The organism is Verrucomicrobiota bacterium, assembly GCA_021294815.2.
GTDB lineage: Bacteria > Verrucomicrobiota > Verrucomicrobiia > Opitutales > LL51 > LL51.
Genome location: CP095464.1, coordinates 739,249 through 754,892 on the forward strand (window position 1 = coordinate 739,249; position 15,644 = coordinate 754,892).

Here is a 15,644-nt window from a genome sequence, read left to right on the forward strand (position 1 = left end):
CTAAAAATCCGGAGGTTCTTTCATTTGAAAGAGTCTTTTGTTATTTCTTACCCTCAAATTGCGCGAAATATCACGATAAATTCTTGACAGCATCTGAAATGCAGTGTATTCGGCAGCTATGAATATGAACAAGAAAAACGAATTGGCGGATGCTTTCGTTTCAATGAAGCAGAAAGTATGTTATAGCTTAGAAAAAATGTTAGCCTTGGTCGGATTGGCGAGCTTATGCTTACCTGCGTTACAGGCCTCAATTCCAGTAGAATATGAAGCGATTTACGTCTCGAGAGATTTTAGACAACAGCCGACAGGAGAGATTTACAGTATTCAAGTCCCTGGGGTTGGAAATTGTTTCTTTTGGTCAGTTCTCACTAACGTGATGTTGCATTTGCAAGGGCGAAAGAATATTGGACCACAGCATGCGTTATATACGAGTAAAATTGGTTCGTGGAGGGTCAAATATATGCGCGACGATTTGGCGGAGACGGCTTGGGCCTGTGCGGTATGGTACGGGCTTCGTTTAGATCAAAATATCCCGCTAAGTGAAAATGAAAGCAATCGAGTGGAAGAATTAGTCGAAAGGGTGTTTTGGTCTAACGGTATGGCTAATGAAGATGATAATGCGAAGTTTGAGTATATTGGGGAACTTCTATGCAGGCTCATTGATGAAGTGCGTTATGTAAAAATGGGGCAGAATTCGGAGAAGGTTGACGAGGATTTGTATGTGCAACTGTATGGTGACGTACCTTTGGCAACTAGAGGAGACAATTGGCAATTGTCATATGATGACGTATGTGATCTTAAATGGGATGATATCTCAAGCTTGTTCGCAATGAATGAATATTTCCCTTTAAGTATGTTACCGTTAATGGGAGGCGTTGATTGGATTTGTGAAGATGGAAATAGAAGGCCTCTTTCTGATTTGGGTGGTATTCGTGTGTTATCTCGTCGGCTTGATAAACATAATCATTTTGTCTGGGGCGTTGCGGGAAAATGGAATGTAGGGGCTAGACCAACTGTATTTGATGTCATGTTTTCAGGGAATCATATTCAGCCTCTCACAGCATGTTCCGATATCAAGACCGGGTACCAAGAGATGGGAGAGCCTCCTTTTACCGGAAGAAATCAGCTTCAGTTGGAGGCGACTCTAGAGACTGAGTGGCAGGACGACGAAAAGGGAGAAAAATCACTAACTAGAGCGAGAATTCAAGAGTTGCTTGATCTTGATCAACGTAACAGAATCACAGGCGACCCAATAGTTGTAAATTGAGAAGACGTGGAATAATCTCGCAAGGAAACGATAAAAAAACAGTTTTGAAGGCCGATGGTGATTTCGGAAAGGGAGCTGTTAGCCTTTGCTCATGGGGCATGTCGCTGTCCCCATGATCTTTTGGGAGCGCATCTTGTTGAGGATTCGACGGTTGTCGTGAGAGCGTTTTTACAGGATGCAGCCCGGTGTGGAGTAGTGGTCGTTGCGTCGGGTAATATTTTCCAAATGGAGAAGATCCATGAGGCGGGATTTTTTGAGGTTACTGTCGAGAGTGATCACATTTTTGAATATATCTTACGTGTGGTCTATCCAGGTGGGCGCATCGAGGAAATGCGAGATCCTTACGCATTTTTCCCGACGGTTTCGGAGTATGATTGCTATCTTTTTAATCAAGGAAAGCACGAACAAGTTTTTGAAAAACTCGGAGCACATGTCGTTACGCATGAAAATATTTTAGGAACAAGTTTTTGTGTTTGGGCGCCAAGTGCAAAACGTGTGTCAGTAGTCGGTAAGTTTAACCGTTGGGACGGACGGTATGGACTGATGCGCCCATTGGGAAACTCTGGACTATGGGAGCTTTTTATTCCTGAAGACTTGAGTGGCGAAAAATACAAATACGAGATTATCGGTGCCGATGGGGAGCTGCGGTTGAAAAGTGATCCTTGCGGGCAATACTTTGAAGCACCGCCCCATAATGCATCGATTGTAATAAAGTCGGATTTTTCCTGGGAAGATCAGGTGTACTTTTCGGCGAAAAAGAATTACAAATCCGAAGCGATTTCGATTTATGAGGTTCACTTAGATTCCTGGCGGCGTGTCGTTGAAGAAGAAAACCGGCCGATGACTTATCGGGAAGTAGCGGTCGCACTCTGCGAGTACGTTAAAAACATGGGTTTTTCGCATATCGAGCTTTTACCGATCACAGAATATCCATTTTTGGGGTCGTGGGGATATCAGGTGACGGGATTTTACGCGCCCACCAATCGCTATGGGATTCCCGATGATTTTCGGTATTTCGTGAATTATTGTCACCAGCAGGGAATTGGGGTGATTATCGATTGGGTGCCCGCACATTTTCCTAAAGATGCATTTGCGTTGGAAAATTTCGATGGAACACACCTCTACGAACACGCCGATCCGAAACAGCGAGAGCATAAAGAGTGGGGGACGTATATTTTTAATTATGGGCGTCACGAAGTGCGTAATTTTTTGATCGGAAGCGCGCTTTTCTGGCTTGAGTCCATGCATGTTGATGGGATTCGGATCGATGCGGTTGCGTCGATGCTCTATTTGGATTACGCTAAAAGGCCCGGTGAGTGGATCCCAAATCGTTACGGCGGTCACGAAAATATCGAGGCGATTGAATTTTTACGCGCACTCAATGATACGATCCACCGAAAATTCCCCTACGCGATCACGATTGCAGAAGAGTCGACTTCGTTTGCGGGCGTGACGCAGCCGACGGAACAGTACGGTCTCGGCTTTGATATGAAGTGGAATATGGGGTGGATGCACGATGTCTTGCGCTACTTTTCTCAGCCCACGCTTTATCGAAAATATCACCACAATGAGCTAACTTTCGGTATGCTGTACCAGTACTCCGAACGCTTTTTGTTGGCACTTTCTCATGATGAAGTTGTCCACGGTAAGTCGTCACTCATTAACAAAATGCCCGGTGCCGATATGAAAACAAAGGCCCAGCATCTACGCGCATTATACGGGTTGATGTGGGGATGGCCGGGTAAAAAGCTGATCTTCATGGGCAATGAATTTGGCCAATCGCACGAATGGGATTATCGACAAAGCTTAGATTGGCATCTATTGCAATACCCAGATCATCAGGGAATTCAGCGTTGGGTGCGTGATCTCAATCAACTCTACCAAAATGATGCCGTCCTTAAAAATTCGGATTTTGATACGCAGGGATTTTCATGGGTAGTGGTCGATGATTGTGACAACAGTGTCGTTGGATTTTTCCGCTTCTTCCAGTCCGAAGTCATCCTCGTGATGGGAAACTTTACCCCTGTTCCGCGGGAATATTACCGCGTCGGCGTTCCGTATTTGGGGTTTTGGCAGGAGCTGCTCAATAGTGATGCAACGGTCTATGGTGGCTTCGGGCTTGGAAATCTCGGCGGCGTAACGGCAGAAGAAATTCCTGCGCATGGTCATCCGTATTCGTTATCGTTGACACTTCCAGGCAATAGTGCGCTCTTTTTTAAAAATACCGGTACTTCGTATTGACAGTAGCTTTAAAACTTCAAAGCTGCCTACGACCTCGACGGGGCCGATGAAATGATGGAATTACGAGAAACGTTGAATTTACCACAAACGGACTTCCCGATGCGGGCAAATTTAGTCGAAAGCGAGCCGCGGCGTGTGGCGCACTGGCAAGCTATCGGGCTATACGAAAAGATTCAGCAGAAAAATGCCGCGGGACCGCGCTATATCTTACACGATGGGCCACCGTTTACTAATGGCGATGTCCACATTGGGACGGCGCTCAATAAAATTTTAAAAGACATCATTTTACGCTATAAATCGATGCGTGGTTTTCGCACGCCCTACATTCCGGGCTGGGATTGCCATGGTTTACCGATTGAGCACAAGGTTTCCAAAGTCCTACAAGAATCGAAAAAGCATCTTTCGACGAGTGCGCTGCGTTTAGAGTGTGAACAATTTTCGAAAAATTACATAGAGAAGCAGCGGGCGCAATTTTTACGTCTCGGGGTTTTAGCGGATTGGGCGCACGAGTACCGCACGATGGACCCCGAATACGAGGCCTCTATTTTAGAAGTTTTAGCGCAATTTGTCGAGCGAGGGCAGGTATATCGGGGCAAAAAGCCCGTTTATTGGTCAATTCCGTGTAAGACGGCATTAGCGGAAGCCGAAATTGAATATAAGGAACACACGAGCCCTTCAATTTACGTCAAGTTTCCAGCAGCGGTATCGGCGCAATCATTTTTCGGATATCCCAATGTGTCATTTGTAATCTGGACAACGACACCTTGGACGTTGCCTGCTAATCTTGCCATTGCGGTTCATCCCAAGATGACGTATGTACTCCTACAATCAGCGGGCGATATATTTATTGCAGCAGAAGCACTTTTAGAGGATTTCGTCCACAAGTGTGCGATCGGCGATTATCAGATTTTAAAAAAACACCTTGGCTCAGAGCTCGAAGGATTAGCGGCCCAACATCCCTTTATTGATCGCGAAAGTCCCATTGTGTTAGCCGATTACGTAACGGATGATACCGGAACGGGCTGTGTACACACCGCTCCGGGGCACGGATTAGAAGACTACGTGACAGGTCTCAAGTATGACTTATCGCCGTATTGTCCTCTCGATGACGAGGGGTGTTATGTAGATGACGGCCAAGTACCGGCTTCACTAGTCGGGGTGAGTGTACTTGATGCAAATGGCCATTGTGCAGCGAATGAACAGGTACTGCAAATTCTCCGTGAAAAACAGGTGCTTTTAGGACTACAGCCCCTGATGCACCAGTATCCGCATTGCTGGCGGTCAAAGACTCCGGTTATTTTTCGGGCGATGGATCAATGGTTTATCGCACTCGATGAACATCATTTCCGCGAACAGGCCCAGGAAGCAATCCACGAAGTCCAGTGGTTGCCGGCACATGGTGAAAATCGGATTTTAGGTTCAGTTTCAACGCGACCGGATTGGTGTATTAGTCGTCAGCGAGCTTGGGGTGTTCCGTTACCGATCTTTTTCGACGAGCAGGGAGAGGCGCTAGTTGATGCAGGCGTCATTCGTGCAATTGCCGAAAAATTCCGTCGCTTGGGCTCCAATTACTGGTTTGATTCTAGTGTTGAGGAAATTCTTCAGGGCATTCCGCTACCGGGAAAATTCCAAGGAAAAACCTTAAAGAAGAGCACCGATACACTCGATGTTTGGATCGATTCGGGATCCAGTCACTATGCCGTTCTCGCGAAACGCGATAACTTAGATTGTCCGGCAGACCTCTACCTGGAGGGGAGTGATCAGCACCGCGGTTGGTTCCAGTCCTCTTTGCTGACCAGTGTAGTTATGAATAATGGCCACGCTCCCTACAAAACAGTCCTAACGCACGGGTTTATTGTCGGAGAAGATAAGAAAAAGATCTCCAAAAGTGACGGGAAGCCGCAAACCGCGGATGATTATGTTAAAAAGTTTGGGGCCGATGTAGTCCGTTTGTGGATCGCTTCAGAAAATTTCCGTGATGATGTCCCGGTCTCGGATGATATTTTAGGTCATGTCGTCAGTACCTATCGTACGATTCGAAACACGTTGCGCTTCCAATTGGGGAATTTATTTGATTTCCAGTGGGACAAAAACGCGGTCGCACAAGAACAGATGACCGATATCGACCGTTGGATTTTGCAAAAACTCAAAAAGCTGATCACCACGTGTACGCAGGCTTATGAACAATTTGACTTCCACCAAGTGTACCACGCGATCAACCGTTTTTGTTCCGTCGAGCTCTCGGCGACTTATCACGATATCTTAAAAGATCGACTCTACACCTATGCGCCGAATTGGCAGGCGCGACGCTCTTCACAGACAGCGATTTATTACATTTTCGAAAACCTCATTCGCCTTTTAGCCCCAATCACAACCTTCACGGCTGATGAAGCGTTTAGTTATTTTGACCATTCGCGAGAATCTGTACACTTGGGGGATTGGCCGGATGCTTCCGTCTTTGAAGATTTCTCAAGAGAAACAGAAATTGATGCGGTCGTGAAGTTTCGCGAGCGTGTGAACGAGCAGCTCGAAAGCCTCCGTCAGGAAAAGATTATTGGTCAGTCGCTGGATGCAAAAATAACCATCAAAGGGCAAGGTGAGTTGTTTGATCTTTTGAGACGTTATGAAGCCGGCCTTCCGGAGTATTTTATCGTTTCACAAGTTGTTTTAGAGGAGTGTGGCGAGGATCCGGTCGATGTTATCGCGGAAGCCTGTACATGGGAGCGGTGTCGGCGAAGTTGGCGACGTGTCCCGAAACTCGTCGATTATGGTGGATTCACGCAAATTTCAGAGCGCTGTAAGGCGGCCCTTGAGGAAAAGTTTTCGAAGGATTAGATATGGGGGAAGTTAAAGGAACACAGGCCTTGTTGAAGGTCCTTAAAAATCGCCGTCGTCGGCACGCGTCTGCGTCATCCGATGTGTCGTATTTTTCGATGGACGACGTTCGGCAGGTGCTACTCGATCGCGAAAATGAACAGCGCGCGCAGGAAAGTCGTGTCCGCACGCAGCATAAGCAAAAGCTCATTGAGAAGATTCTCGAGGAGAAGAAAAATTCTGTTGTTTCAGCAGCTGGTGTCGCGGATATTTTAGGGTTTAATCCCATGAGTCGTGCGACGCCGCTGACCATCGAGGTTCCGAAAAATATCGATACTAAATTCCGAGAGTGTTATCTCGCACTACAACGGTTAAAAAATATCATCAATAACAAGGAACCTGTTACGCCAGGGTTGGAGTTTGCTTGGGGCATGCTCAAAAACGAGCCGGATAAATTAAAAGAAGTTCAAGATGCGCTCGATCGGATGGAGCAGGGGACGTATGGGATCTGTGAAATTACAGGCGAGCCGATTGATTTAGAACGTCTCAAAGCGGTTCCCTTTGCACGTTATTCGGTCCGCGGCCAACAGGAATTTGAGCGGCGCTCGGCACTGAAAAAGGAGCAGGCTGGCACACTTTTTTCAGAAGAATCCGAGACGATGTTCGGCGATAATTATGAAGAGTCGGAATAAGACGCTCTTTTGGGTTTTGTTTTTGATTATTACCACGGCGGATCAGCTGACAAAGTGGGCGGCGGAGTCCTATCTTCGCCACGGAATTGTCTTTAACAAATGGTTTAGTCTTCGGGTATCGCACAATACCGGTTGTGCTTGGGGGCTATTGCCAAACCAGAGCCTTACATTGGCCTGGATCGGTTTTGGAGCCTTAATTCTTGCAGTTTTATTTCGCAAAAAGCTAAACTGGTATGCATCGCCATGGATTTCTTCATGTCTTCTCGGAGGGATTTTGGGCAATGTTCTCGATCGCTTTATCCGAGGATATGTGGTCGATTTTGTCGTTATCAATTTACAAATTTATCGCTGGCCAGCATTTAATCTCGCGGATGCAGCAATGTGTATTGCATTGGTGTGTTGGTTATTTTCACGCCGTTAGTTTTTCTGGGAAATCAGCCAAAGATACTTGACGTGAGCCCCAGATCGTGGTACGGTAAAAACCATGAGAGTCTCCGCGTGGAAGGACGACGTATCGAGGAAATGGGCACGATGGGCGCTTGGGTTATTGGTCTTTTTTTCAGGATGTACGACGGCAAAGCGGGGATCACATAGTGGTTCGGATCCGTATATTGAGATGGCCGAGTCGCTGCAGCACGAGGGACTAGGCGATTTACCGAGAGTAACGCAGCAGCGGGAGGAGGATGCTTATGCCCTCAACGGGCGTGAGCTCGACTTATATGAGTTGCTCGACGTCGCCCTACGGCGCAATCCCTCAACGCGCATCGCATGGCACCAGATGTGTGCGGCTTCAGCGGCTAAAAAGAAGGCCGATAGTGCATTTTATCCTTCCGTTGATGTAGGTCTTAAGGGGATACGAACGGAACAACTTGGAAATGCCGTCGTTGATGAGAATAAAAAGGTTCGAATGAAAACGAACCTGTCGACGGTTTTATCTCCGGAGGTAGGAGTTTATTATTCGCTATTTAAATTTGGTGCGCATAAAGAGGCTTCTCATGCGGCATTACGTAACCTCGAAGCGGCGCATTTTCAGTTTAGCCAGGCGATTCAAGATGCCGTTTTCTACGTTGCGTTAGCGTACTTCGGTCTCGATTCTGCCCTTGCGACGGTTGAAGCGAATCAACAAAATCTAGAGGACGCAAAAGTTGCCTTAGATGTTGCTCGGAATCGACACGAGTCTGGGTTAGCCAGTAAACAAGACCTTTTGAAGGCACAGGCGGCGTATTCGGCGGCAGTTTTTGATCTCGAGAGCTCGCAATCGGCAGTCGCCTCAGCGCAGGCAAAGTTAGCGCTTTCTTTGGGAGTTTATGTGTCGTCGAATCTTAAAATTACGCGTGTAACGTCGGTAGTAGCACCACCGGTGGATGAGATCGAAGCAACCTTAACCCAAGCGCTTGGTGCGAGACAAGATCTACGCGCTCTGGAGAAAAAACTTGAGGCAAAGCGGCATCAGCTCAAGGCCAAAGAACGTGATTATTATCCGGAATTGATCACAGGCCTTACTGCCTCGCGACAGAAGATCCGACATATTTCGGGGATGTACAACAACTTTTCGGCCTATGTGGGCGTACAGTGGAATATTTTTGATGGATTTTCGCGGACGGCCGAGCGCTTGATGGCGCGTGAGGAGATGAGAATTGCCGAAATGGAACTTCGAGCGAAAGAGCTTGATATAACGAGCCAAGTTTGGGAGCATTTTTACGCGTTGAAGTCGGCGGTCCAGAAGCTTGAGGCGGCGAAAGAGTCCGAAAACTGTGCACAAGAAGCCTTTAATTATACTCGCGAGGCGTACCAAAATGGGCTTTGTTCGTTTACGGATTTGTTAACGTCGCAGAGTGCGCTTTCGCTCGCACGCCGACAACTAGTTTGTGCGAAAAATGACTTATCAATTGAGTGGGTCCAGTTAGCTCACGCCAGTGGTCAGGCATTGAAAAAGGATGATATTTATGAGAAAATTTAAGCAGTTAGGGCACGTGTTTTGCGCCCTTGGTCTATTGTTAACCGGTTGTGGAAAACAAGAACAACCTCAAAAAGGACGTCCACCGGTACCGGTGATCATGACGCAGGCGATTCAGCAGGATCTTCCCGTAACTCTAGGTTCTGTGGGGCGCTGTAAGGCTTATAATGAGGTTGACGTCGTTTCCCAAATCCGCGGCGGGACCATTATTGAGGTTTGTTTCGAAGAGGGTGCGCTAGTTGAAAAAGATCAAGCCCTTTTCCGGATCGATGACCGTAAATATCAGGCAGCGTTACAATCGGCAAAGGCAGCCCTAGAACGCAATACGGCGCAATTATCTATCGATCAGGTTCAGCTTGAGCGCTCCCAGTCGTTGATTACCAAGGACTATATCTCGAAGCAGGAGTTTGATACTTACGAGGCTCGGGTAAAGCAGGATCAAGCGAGTATTGAAGCCGCAAAGGCGGCCGTAACACAGGCCGAAGTAGATCTCGAGCATTGTACGATTCGTGCACCCTTTAAAGGTCTTGCGGGTAAGCGATTGGTTGATCTTGGGGCTGTCGTCAATGAACTACAAAAGGTCGTTTCGGTGCGCCAGATGTCGCCATTAAGTGTGGAGTTTTTTATCCCGGAAAATCACTTTCCAGAGCTTCACCGGCGTTTTAGAGATAATCAAAATCAACTAAAATTCGACGTTACCTTGATTGCAGAATCCTCCGTCCAGGCAAGTGGGGCACTGAAGTTTCTTGATAACCAGATCGACTCGGAAAGTGGCGTTATCCATCTTAAGGGCGATTTTGATAACCAAGATTTCCAGTTTTGGCCTGGGAATACCGTACGCCTTCAGCTCCATCTAGATATGCTTAAAAATGCGACCTTAATCCCAAGCGCGTGCTTAAGGATCAATAAAGATGGGAAGCCTTATGTGTATGTCATTAAAGAGGATGCTCAGTCTGCGACCAAGTACCGCGCCGCTTTGATTTATCCCGATGTTGGTTACCAAAATGAACAGTGGGCGCAAATTCGTCAAGGGATTGCGGTAGGTGATCGTGTCATTCTACATGGAAATATGTTGTTGGGCGATGGAGCCGATGTTATCCCAACGCCAGAACGCTAAGCGAGGAAACCGATGAAAAGCCTCAGTGAAATTTTTATCCGCCGTCCGGTGATGACGGTGTTATGTACGCTCTCGGTTATTTTCGCGGGCTACTTTTGTTATCAGCAGCTACCTGTAAGCGATCTTCCGGTCGTCGATTACCCTATTATCCAGGTTCGGGCGATGTATCCGGGCATGGATCCGCAGATGGTCGCATCGAATATCGCTTCGCCGCTCGAAGAAGAGTTCATGCAGATTTCTGGGGTCGAGCAGATTACATCGAGTAGTATGCAGGGTGCTGTCGCGATTACGCTACAGTTTAACCTCGATAAGAGTATCGATTCCGCGGCAACTGATGTACAGTCTGCGATTACGAGAGCTTCGAGCCAGCTACCGCAGGATATGCCGTCGCAACCGGTGTATGAGAAAACGGATCCCAATAGTACTCCGATTTACTTTTTAAGCCTTGTGAGTAACGCCTTATCGGAGGCAGAGCTATATGACCTCGCAGATCGGGAAATATCGGATAAAATCAGCATTTTAGATGGCGTCTCTAAGGTCCAGATCTACGGTGTTAAGCGGGCAATTCGGATTGAGATTGATACCGATCGGCTTTATAATAAGGGCATCGCGATTTCCGATGTCGTAGCGGCAATTCGTGCCGGAACGGTTTCGATGGCGGCAGGGACGCTAAAGGGCAAAAAAAATTCCCTCGTCCTCAAACCACAGGGGCAGCTTGAGACTGCTAAGGACTATAACGATCTTATTATTGCTTATAAAAATGGCGCACCAGTTTATCTGCGCGATATCGGTGATGCGGTTGAAAGCGTAGAATCCGAGGACATTTGTAATCACTATTGGAATCGGGGTATTACAGAAGACGTTGCTTCCGTTGCGCTGGCGGTAACGCGTGGGGCCGATGCGAATGCGATTAAGATTTCGAAAGCGATTAACGATCTCATTCCTACACTGAATAAGCAGTTGCCTTCTTCGGTAACATTGATTTCCGCCTATGACCGGGCACAAAAAATTATCGAATCGATCGACGATGTAAAAGAAACGCTCTTGATTGCATTTATTCTGGTTGTTTCGGTGATCTTTTTATTCCTTGGGCGTGTACGTGAAACGGTTATTCCAGTTGTCGCGTTACCCTTATCACTTTTGATTACATTTGTGGTCATGTGGATGTTGGGGTATTCGCTCGATAATTTATCACTTTTAGCCTTAACGCTTGCGATTGGATTCTTGGTCGATGACGCGATTGTATTTTTAGAGAACGTTGTCCGACGTATGGAGCAATTCGGCGAAACGCCTTTCCGAGCATCCATCGAAGGAGGTAAAGAAATCACGTTTACAATTTTATCAATGACGCTTTCGTTAGCGGCCGTCTTTATCCCAATGGTATTTATGCCGGGACAGCTTGGGCGTGTTTTTAGGGAATTTTCTATTACCATTGTCGTTGCGATTTTAGCGTCCGGTCTCGTTTCGATTACCGTAACGCCGATGATGTGTGCGCGTTTGTTGAAGCCCATCAGTGAGGAAAGTCGGACCGCTCTAGAGCGTTTGGTTAAGGCCGTTGAAGATCGCTTTTTAGCATTTTACGGAAAGACATTGCATTGGTTTTTGCGTCAAAAAGTACTCGCGATTACCATTTGGGTTCTAAGCCTCGGGCTCACTTATTTGTCCTATCTCAACCTTCCCAGAACTTTTTTGCCAGAAGGCGATAGTGGGATTATGATGGGGGTATTTATTGCAGAAGAAGGGGTATCTCCTCAACAAATGCGACAGTACCAAAAACAGATTCAGGCAGTCGTTTCTGCGGAACCCGATATTTACCAGAGCATTATTGTTTCAGGTTTAACGGGGTTAATGCAGAGCAATCAGGGAATTGTCGTTGCCTTTTTAAAAGATGGTAAGCGGGCAAGTATCCAAGAGGTTGTCAAAAATCTAACGCAAAAGCTGTATATGGTTCCAGGAGCAATGACCTTCTTACAACCTATGCCGAATTTGCAAATCAATACCGGGACGCAGAAAACGCAACAGGGGAAGTATGCCTTTGCGCTGACCTCGAATAATCCCGATGAACTCATCGAACCAGCACAGCAATTACAGATGGTGATGCTTCAGCATCCAGGCTTTAAATCAGTTTCGAGTGATTTGTTCCTCAAAAATCCGGAAGGCCTCGTACAGTTTTTACGCGAACAGAGTTCTCTTTACGGCGTCGATACCGCGACGGTTGAGAATGAAATTAAGAATGCGTTTTCTGAAAATTACGCCTACCTGATCAAAGGTGATACAGACCAGTACCAAGTGATTGTGACGGCAAAAGCTTCTTCGCGGAATTCCAAGGAAGATCTAGAAAATCTCTACCTACACTCTCAAAAAGGGAAACTCGTACCCTTTTCATCGGTTGCTAAGGTAGATAAAAAACTGGGTCTCGTATCGGTTAATCACATCAACAATATTAATTCTGTTACACTTTACTTCAACTTAGATGACAACTACGCGATTGGTGACGCAGCTGATTTTATACGTGCCAAGGCCGATGAGCTCTTACCGCCATCGGTAACGGGAGAGTTTCAGGGAGAAGCGGCAACATTTGCGGAAACGATGCGTGTGATTGTGATTTTGCTTTTCATAGCGATTTTCGTCATGTACGTGATTTTAGGGATTTTATACGAAAGTTACATTCATCCCATCACGGTTCTTTCTTCCCTACCGGTTGCGATTGCGGGTGGGCTTGCAACGCTATGGGGAGCCAAAGAGCTAGGAATTTCCGGGATGGAGCTTTCGCTATACGCGTGCATAGGGATTTTCATGCTCATAGGCATTGTCAAAAAGAACGGGATTATGATTGTAGATTTTGCGATTGCCCGACAGAAAGAGGGTAAATCTCCGGAAGAAGCGATTCACGAAGCGAGTCTTTCACGCTTTCGTCCGATCATCATGACGACGCTTGCAGCACTCATGGGCATGGTACCGATTGCCGCCGGATGGGGTGCGGATGGTGCTTCCCGGATACCGTTAGGGCTTTGTGTAGTCGGTGGCTTAGTCTTTTCCCAGATCATCACGCTCTACATCACACCGGTGATTTACGTCTGTTTTGAGTACTTCCAAGAGCGTGTCCTCGACAAAATTCCCTTCTTCGCCCGGGAGGTGGAATAAAATCCACATGTGAAACCTGTATTTCTGAAACAATAATTTTGGGGTTATAGCTCCTGCAGGGAGATATATTTGGTTTTTATAAATTTTTATAAACTTTATAAATAAAAGAAATTTGTTACAATGCTGAAGTATTGTGGGAAATGGGATAAATGATTTCGATGTAATAGGTAAGGCTATTAATTATTTTGGCTCCAAAGAGTGGGGCATTAAAAAGAATAAGATGAAGGCCGATGCTAAGGCAATCGGAGAAGCTATAAAGAATAGTGAAGCCGGAAAAGCTTTCAAGGCGATTGGAGGAGCTATTAAAGATGGTGTCAAAAATTTGAGTCTCGACATTGCTGATTCGTCAAAAGTGACAAAAGGCAAGCTGGATAAGTTTGGGAAGACAGCAAAGAAGGCCGTAGAGCAATCAAACTTCGCAGCCGCATCGAAATTTAAAAGCGCTTTTGGTCCAATGCAGGTAATAAACAAGTATACACCGATAAGGGAAGAAAGGCAGTATGGCAACCAAAAGATAGGATCTTGTAAAATGAATGTTATTGTTGGTTTTCAAGACAAAAAAGGAAACGAAATAAGTACCGATCAGTTCTTAGATGAGCTGAACGAAGCCCGAAAAGCTGTGGGTATGAAACCGTTGAAAGGTTTTGAAAGCGTCCATTTCACCCATAAAGCCATATATCGATGATTAAGCTTGACCTCAAATTTTAAAGATATTACCGAAGCTTTTGCCAAGGAGGGTGGAGACGCCCATGATGGCAATTGCTAAAAAGGTCATGGCCCAGACGCCAAGTGCACAGGCGAGGAATGGGCCGTCGCCAAGCATGTGAATCAACTCATAAATGGCCTTCGTAATTGGGTAAAACTGTTGCTTCTGGGCAAGTACAATCGAGTCGGAAACTTCGAGCATCGTTTGGGAGAAAACCAGTAAGCCGCCCGCAATGAGGTTTGCACTGATTAACGGAATTGTGATCTTGAAGGTCGAACGGATCGGAGAACAACCAAAACACTGAGCAGCTTCCTCATAGGCGACACTGGTCTGTTGGAGCCCTGCACTTGCCGAGCGGACCATAAAGGGCAGTTTACGAATGGCGTATGCGATGATGAGTAGCGTTGTTGGATTTTCAATAGGATTGAGAAAGGCAAAAAGACGTCCGGTTTGGCTCATAGCAAGATAACCGAAGGCCGTTACAAGCCCCGGCACCGAGAGTGGTAACATCGCCAGAGAATCGATGAGATTCCGACCAGGGAAGCGTGTGCGAACGACCACAAAGGCGATCGAAATCCCCAAGAGAAGGGCTATAATGGTCGCACAGCTTGAATAGATGAGGCTATTGAGGATCGAGGGCGTCGTAAGAGGATGTCCAAGCGCAATGGCGTAATTTTGGAACGTCCATGTCTCCGGTAACATCGTGCTGTACCAATCGGAGGCACAGGATTTTAAGATCACCGCAAGGTGCGGTAAGAGGGCACAAAACGTAACGCTGAAAAATCCAAAGCTTAAAAAAAGTTGAAAGCAAAAATGAGGGCGGACTGTAACTGCGGTATGCGTAGCTTTTGAAATTGATGCAAAGTCATAACGACCGAGGACAAATTTCCCTAAAATGTAGAACAGAAGTGAAAAACAGAGCATTACGGAGACTAGTGCATAAGGAAAAGGATTTCCGCCAATATCCTTGAGTCCGAAGTAAATTTGGACCGGGGTGACCGTGTTGTAATCAAAAATAAGCGGTACACCGAGTTCCGTAAACGCCCAGATGAAGACCAGTGTCGAACCCGCAAAAATCCCCGGCGTAATGAGTGGAAGTGTGATCTTAAAAAATCGTTTGAGACCGATACAGCCAAAGTTCGCCGCGGCTTCTTCCATCGCAGAGTCGATATTTGCAAGCGACGCAATGATATTGAGATACAGAATAGGATAAAGCCCGAGGGCATTCATCAGCACAATCCCCAAGAGCTTGTAATGGCCAAGCCAATCGATAATTTCCCCGGTGGGTAGCCAGCCAAATTTCCAGAGCAGCGCGTTTACAATCCCGTAAGAACCGAAAATCTGCTGAATGCCAATCGCTCCAACAAAAGGCGGGAGCATAATGGGTAATAGTGTCGCTGTTGTGAGAATTTTTTTAAACGGAAATTCGTATTTGTGCGAACAGTACGCAAGCGGAATCGCAATCAGTAGAGCTGTCAAAGTCGACATGAGCCCGATAATAATCGCATTACAGAGGCCCTCGACGTATACGTGATTTTGGAAAATGATTTTAAAAAAACCGAGCGTCCACTGGCCATCGACGTTAAAGAACCCGCCCTGGAGAATTTCCCAAATCGGCCACAAAAAGAAGCACCCTAACAGTAGGGTTGTGACGACGAACACGCTCAGCGAAAATAATTTAGTCATGCCACTTTCCGCCCTAACGA

At 46.5% G+C, this 15,644-nt stretch carries 10 protein-coding genes; 9 read left to right on the forward strand and 1 reads right to left on the reverse strand.

Features of this window, described 5'->3' with window-relative positions; all coding sequences use genetic code 11:
- The first annotated feature begins 118 nt into the window (after positions 1-118).
- The 9 genes from LW808_003515 to LW808_003555 all read left to right on the forward strand — a co-directional run bounded on the left by LW808_003515 (position 119) and on the right by LW808_003555 (position 13,917).
- Positions 119-1,267 carry a hypothetical protein gene (locus LW808_003515; GenBank protein ID UPA28341.1) on the forward strand — a complete coding sequence of 383 codons (1,149 nt, stop codon included), beginning with the start codon at positions 119-121 and terminating at the stop codon, positions 1,265-1,267.
- 54 nt (positions 1,268-1,321) lie between these two features.
- Complete coding sequence (gene glgB / locus LW808_003520; protein UPA28342.1) at positions 1,322-3,508, forward strand: 1,4-alpha-glucan branching protein GlgB; 2,187 nt, start codon at positions 1,322-1,324, stop codon at positions 3,506-3,508.
- Positions 3,509-3,562: 54 nt separating this feature from the next.
- On the forward strand, positions 3,563-6,343 hold the full coding sequence (ileS, locus tag LW808_003525) for an isoleucine--tRNA ligase (GenBank protein UPA28343.1): 2,781 nt from the start codon (positions 3,563-3,565) through the stop codon (positions 6,341-6,343).
- 2 nt (positions 6,344-6,345) lie between these two features.
- On the forward strand, positions 6,346-7,014 hold the full coding sequence (locus tag LW808_003530) for a TraR/DksA C4-type zinc finger protein (GenBank protein UPA28344.1): 669 nt from the start codon (positions 6,346-6,348) through the stop codon (positions 7,012-7,014).
- Positions 6,998-7,435 (forward strand): signal peptidase II, encoded by a 438-nt coding sequence (gene lspA, locus LW808_003535; GenBank protein UPA28345.1) that lies wholly within the window; start codon positions 6,998-7,000, stop codon positions 7,433-7,435. Before LW808_003530 ends, lspA begins: the two co-directional genes overlap by 17 nt.
- A 63-nt stretch (positions 7,436-7,498) precedes the next feature.
- Positions 7,499-8,974, forward strand: coding sequence for a TolC family protein (locus LW808_003540; protein ID UPA28346.1), 1,476 nt, complete (start codon positions 7,499-7,501; stop codon positions 8,972-8,974).
- Positions 8,961-10,088 carry an efflux RND transporter periplasmic adaptor subunit gene (locus tag LW808_003545; protein UPA28347.1) on the forward strand — a complete coding sequence of 376 codons (1,128 nt, stop codon included), beginning with the start codon at positions 8,961-8,963 and terminating at the stop codon, positions 10,086-10,088. The genes LW808_003540 and LW808_003545 overlap by 14 nt, the downstream gene beginning before the upstream one ends.
- Positions 10,089-10,100: 12 nt before the next feature.
- Positions 10,101-13,232 carry an efflux RND transporter permease subunit gene (locus tag LW808_003550; protein UPA28348.1) on the forward strand — a complete coding sequence of 1,044 codons (3,132 nt, stop codon included), beginning with the start codon at positions 10,101-10,103 and terminating at the stop codon, positions 13,230-13,232.
- A gap of 133 nt (positions 13,233-13,365) precedes the next feature.
- A complete protein-coding gene (locus tag LW808_003555; GenBank protein UPA28349.1) occupies positions 13,366-13,917 on the forward strand; it encodes a hypothetical protein in 552 nt (183 codons plus the stop codon).
- 12 nt (positions 13,918-13,929) lie between these two features.
- Here LW808_003555 and LW808_003560 read toward each other — a convergent pair whose 3' ends face one another.
- Positions 13,930-15,624, reverse strand: a complete 1,695-nt coding sequence (locus LW808_003560) for an iron ABC transporter permease (protein ID UPA28350.1) — start codon at positions 15,622-15,624, stop codon at positions 13,930-13,932.
- Positions 15,625-15,644: the final 20 nt, after the last annotated feature.

Coding starts and splice junctions, on each gene's coding strand:
- LW808_003515 (UPA28341.1), top strand. CDS start 119: ATGAATATGAACAAGAAAAACGAATTGGCGGATGCTTTCGTTTCAATG.
- glgB (UPA28342.1), top strand. CDS start 1,322: ATGGTGATTTCGGAAAGGGAGCTGTTAGCCTTTGCTCATGGGGCATGT.
- ileS (UPA28343.1), top strand. CDS start 3,563: ATGGAATTACGAGAAACGTTGAATTTACCACAAACGGACTTCCCGATG.
- LW808_003530 (UPA28344.1), top strand. CDS start 6,346: ATGGGGGAAGTTAAAGGAACACAGGCCTTGTTGAAGGTCCTTAAAAAT.
- lspA (UPA28345.1), top strand. CDS start 6,998: ATGAAGAGTCGGAATAAGACGCTCTTTTGGGTTTTGTTTTTGATTATT.
- LW808_003540 (UPA28346.1), top strand. CDS start 7,499: ATGAGAGTCTCCGCGTGGAAGGACGACGTATCGAGGAAATGGGCACGA.
- LW808_003545 (UPA28347.1), top strand. CDS start 8,961: ATGAGAAAATTTAAGCAGTTAGGGCACGTGTTTTGCGCCCTTGGTCTA.
- LW808_003550 (UPA28348.1), top strand. CDS start 10,101: ATGAAAAGCCTCAGTGAAATTTTTATCCGCCGTCCGGTGATGACGGTG.
- LW808_003560 (UPA28350.1), bottom strand. CDS start 15,624: ATGACTAAATTATTTTCGCTGAGCGTGTTCGTCGTCACAACCCTACTG.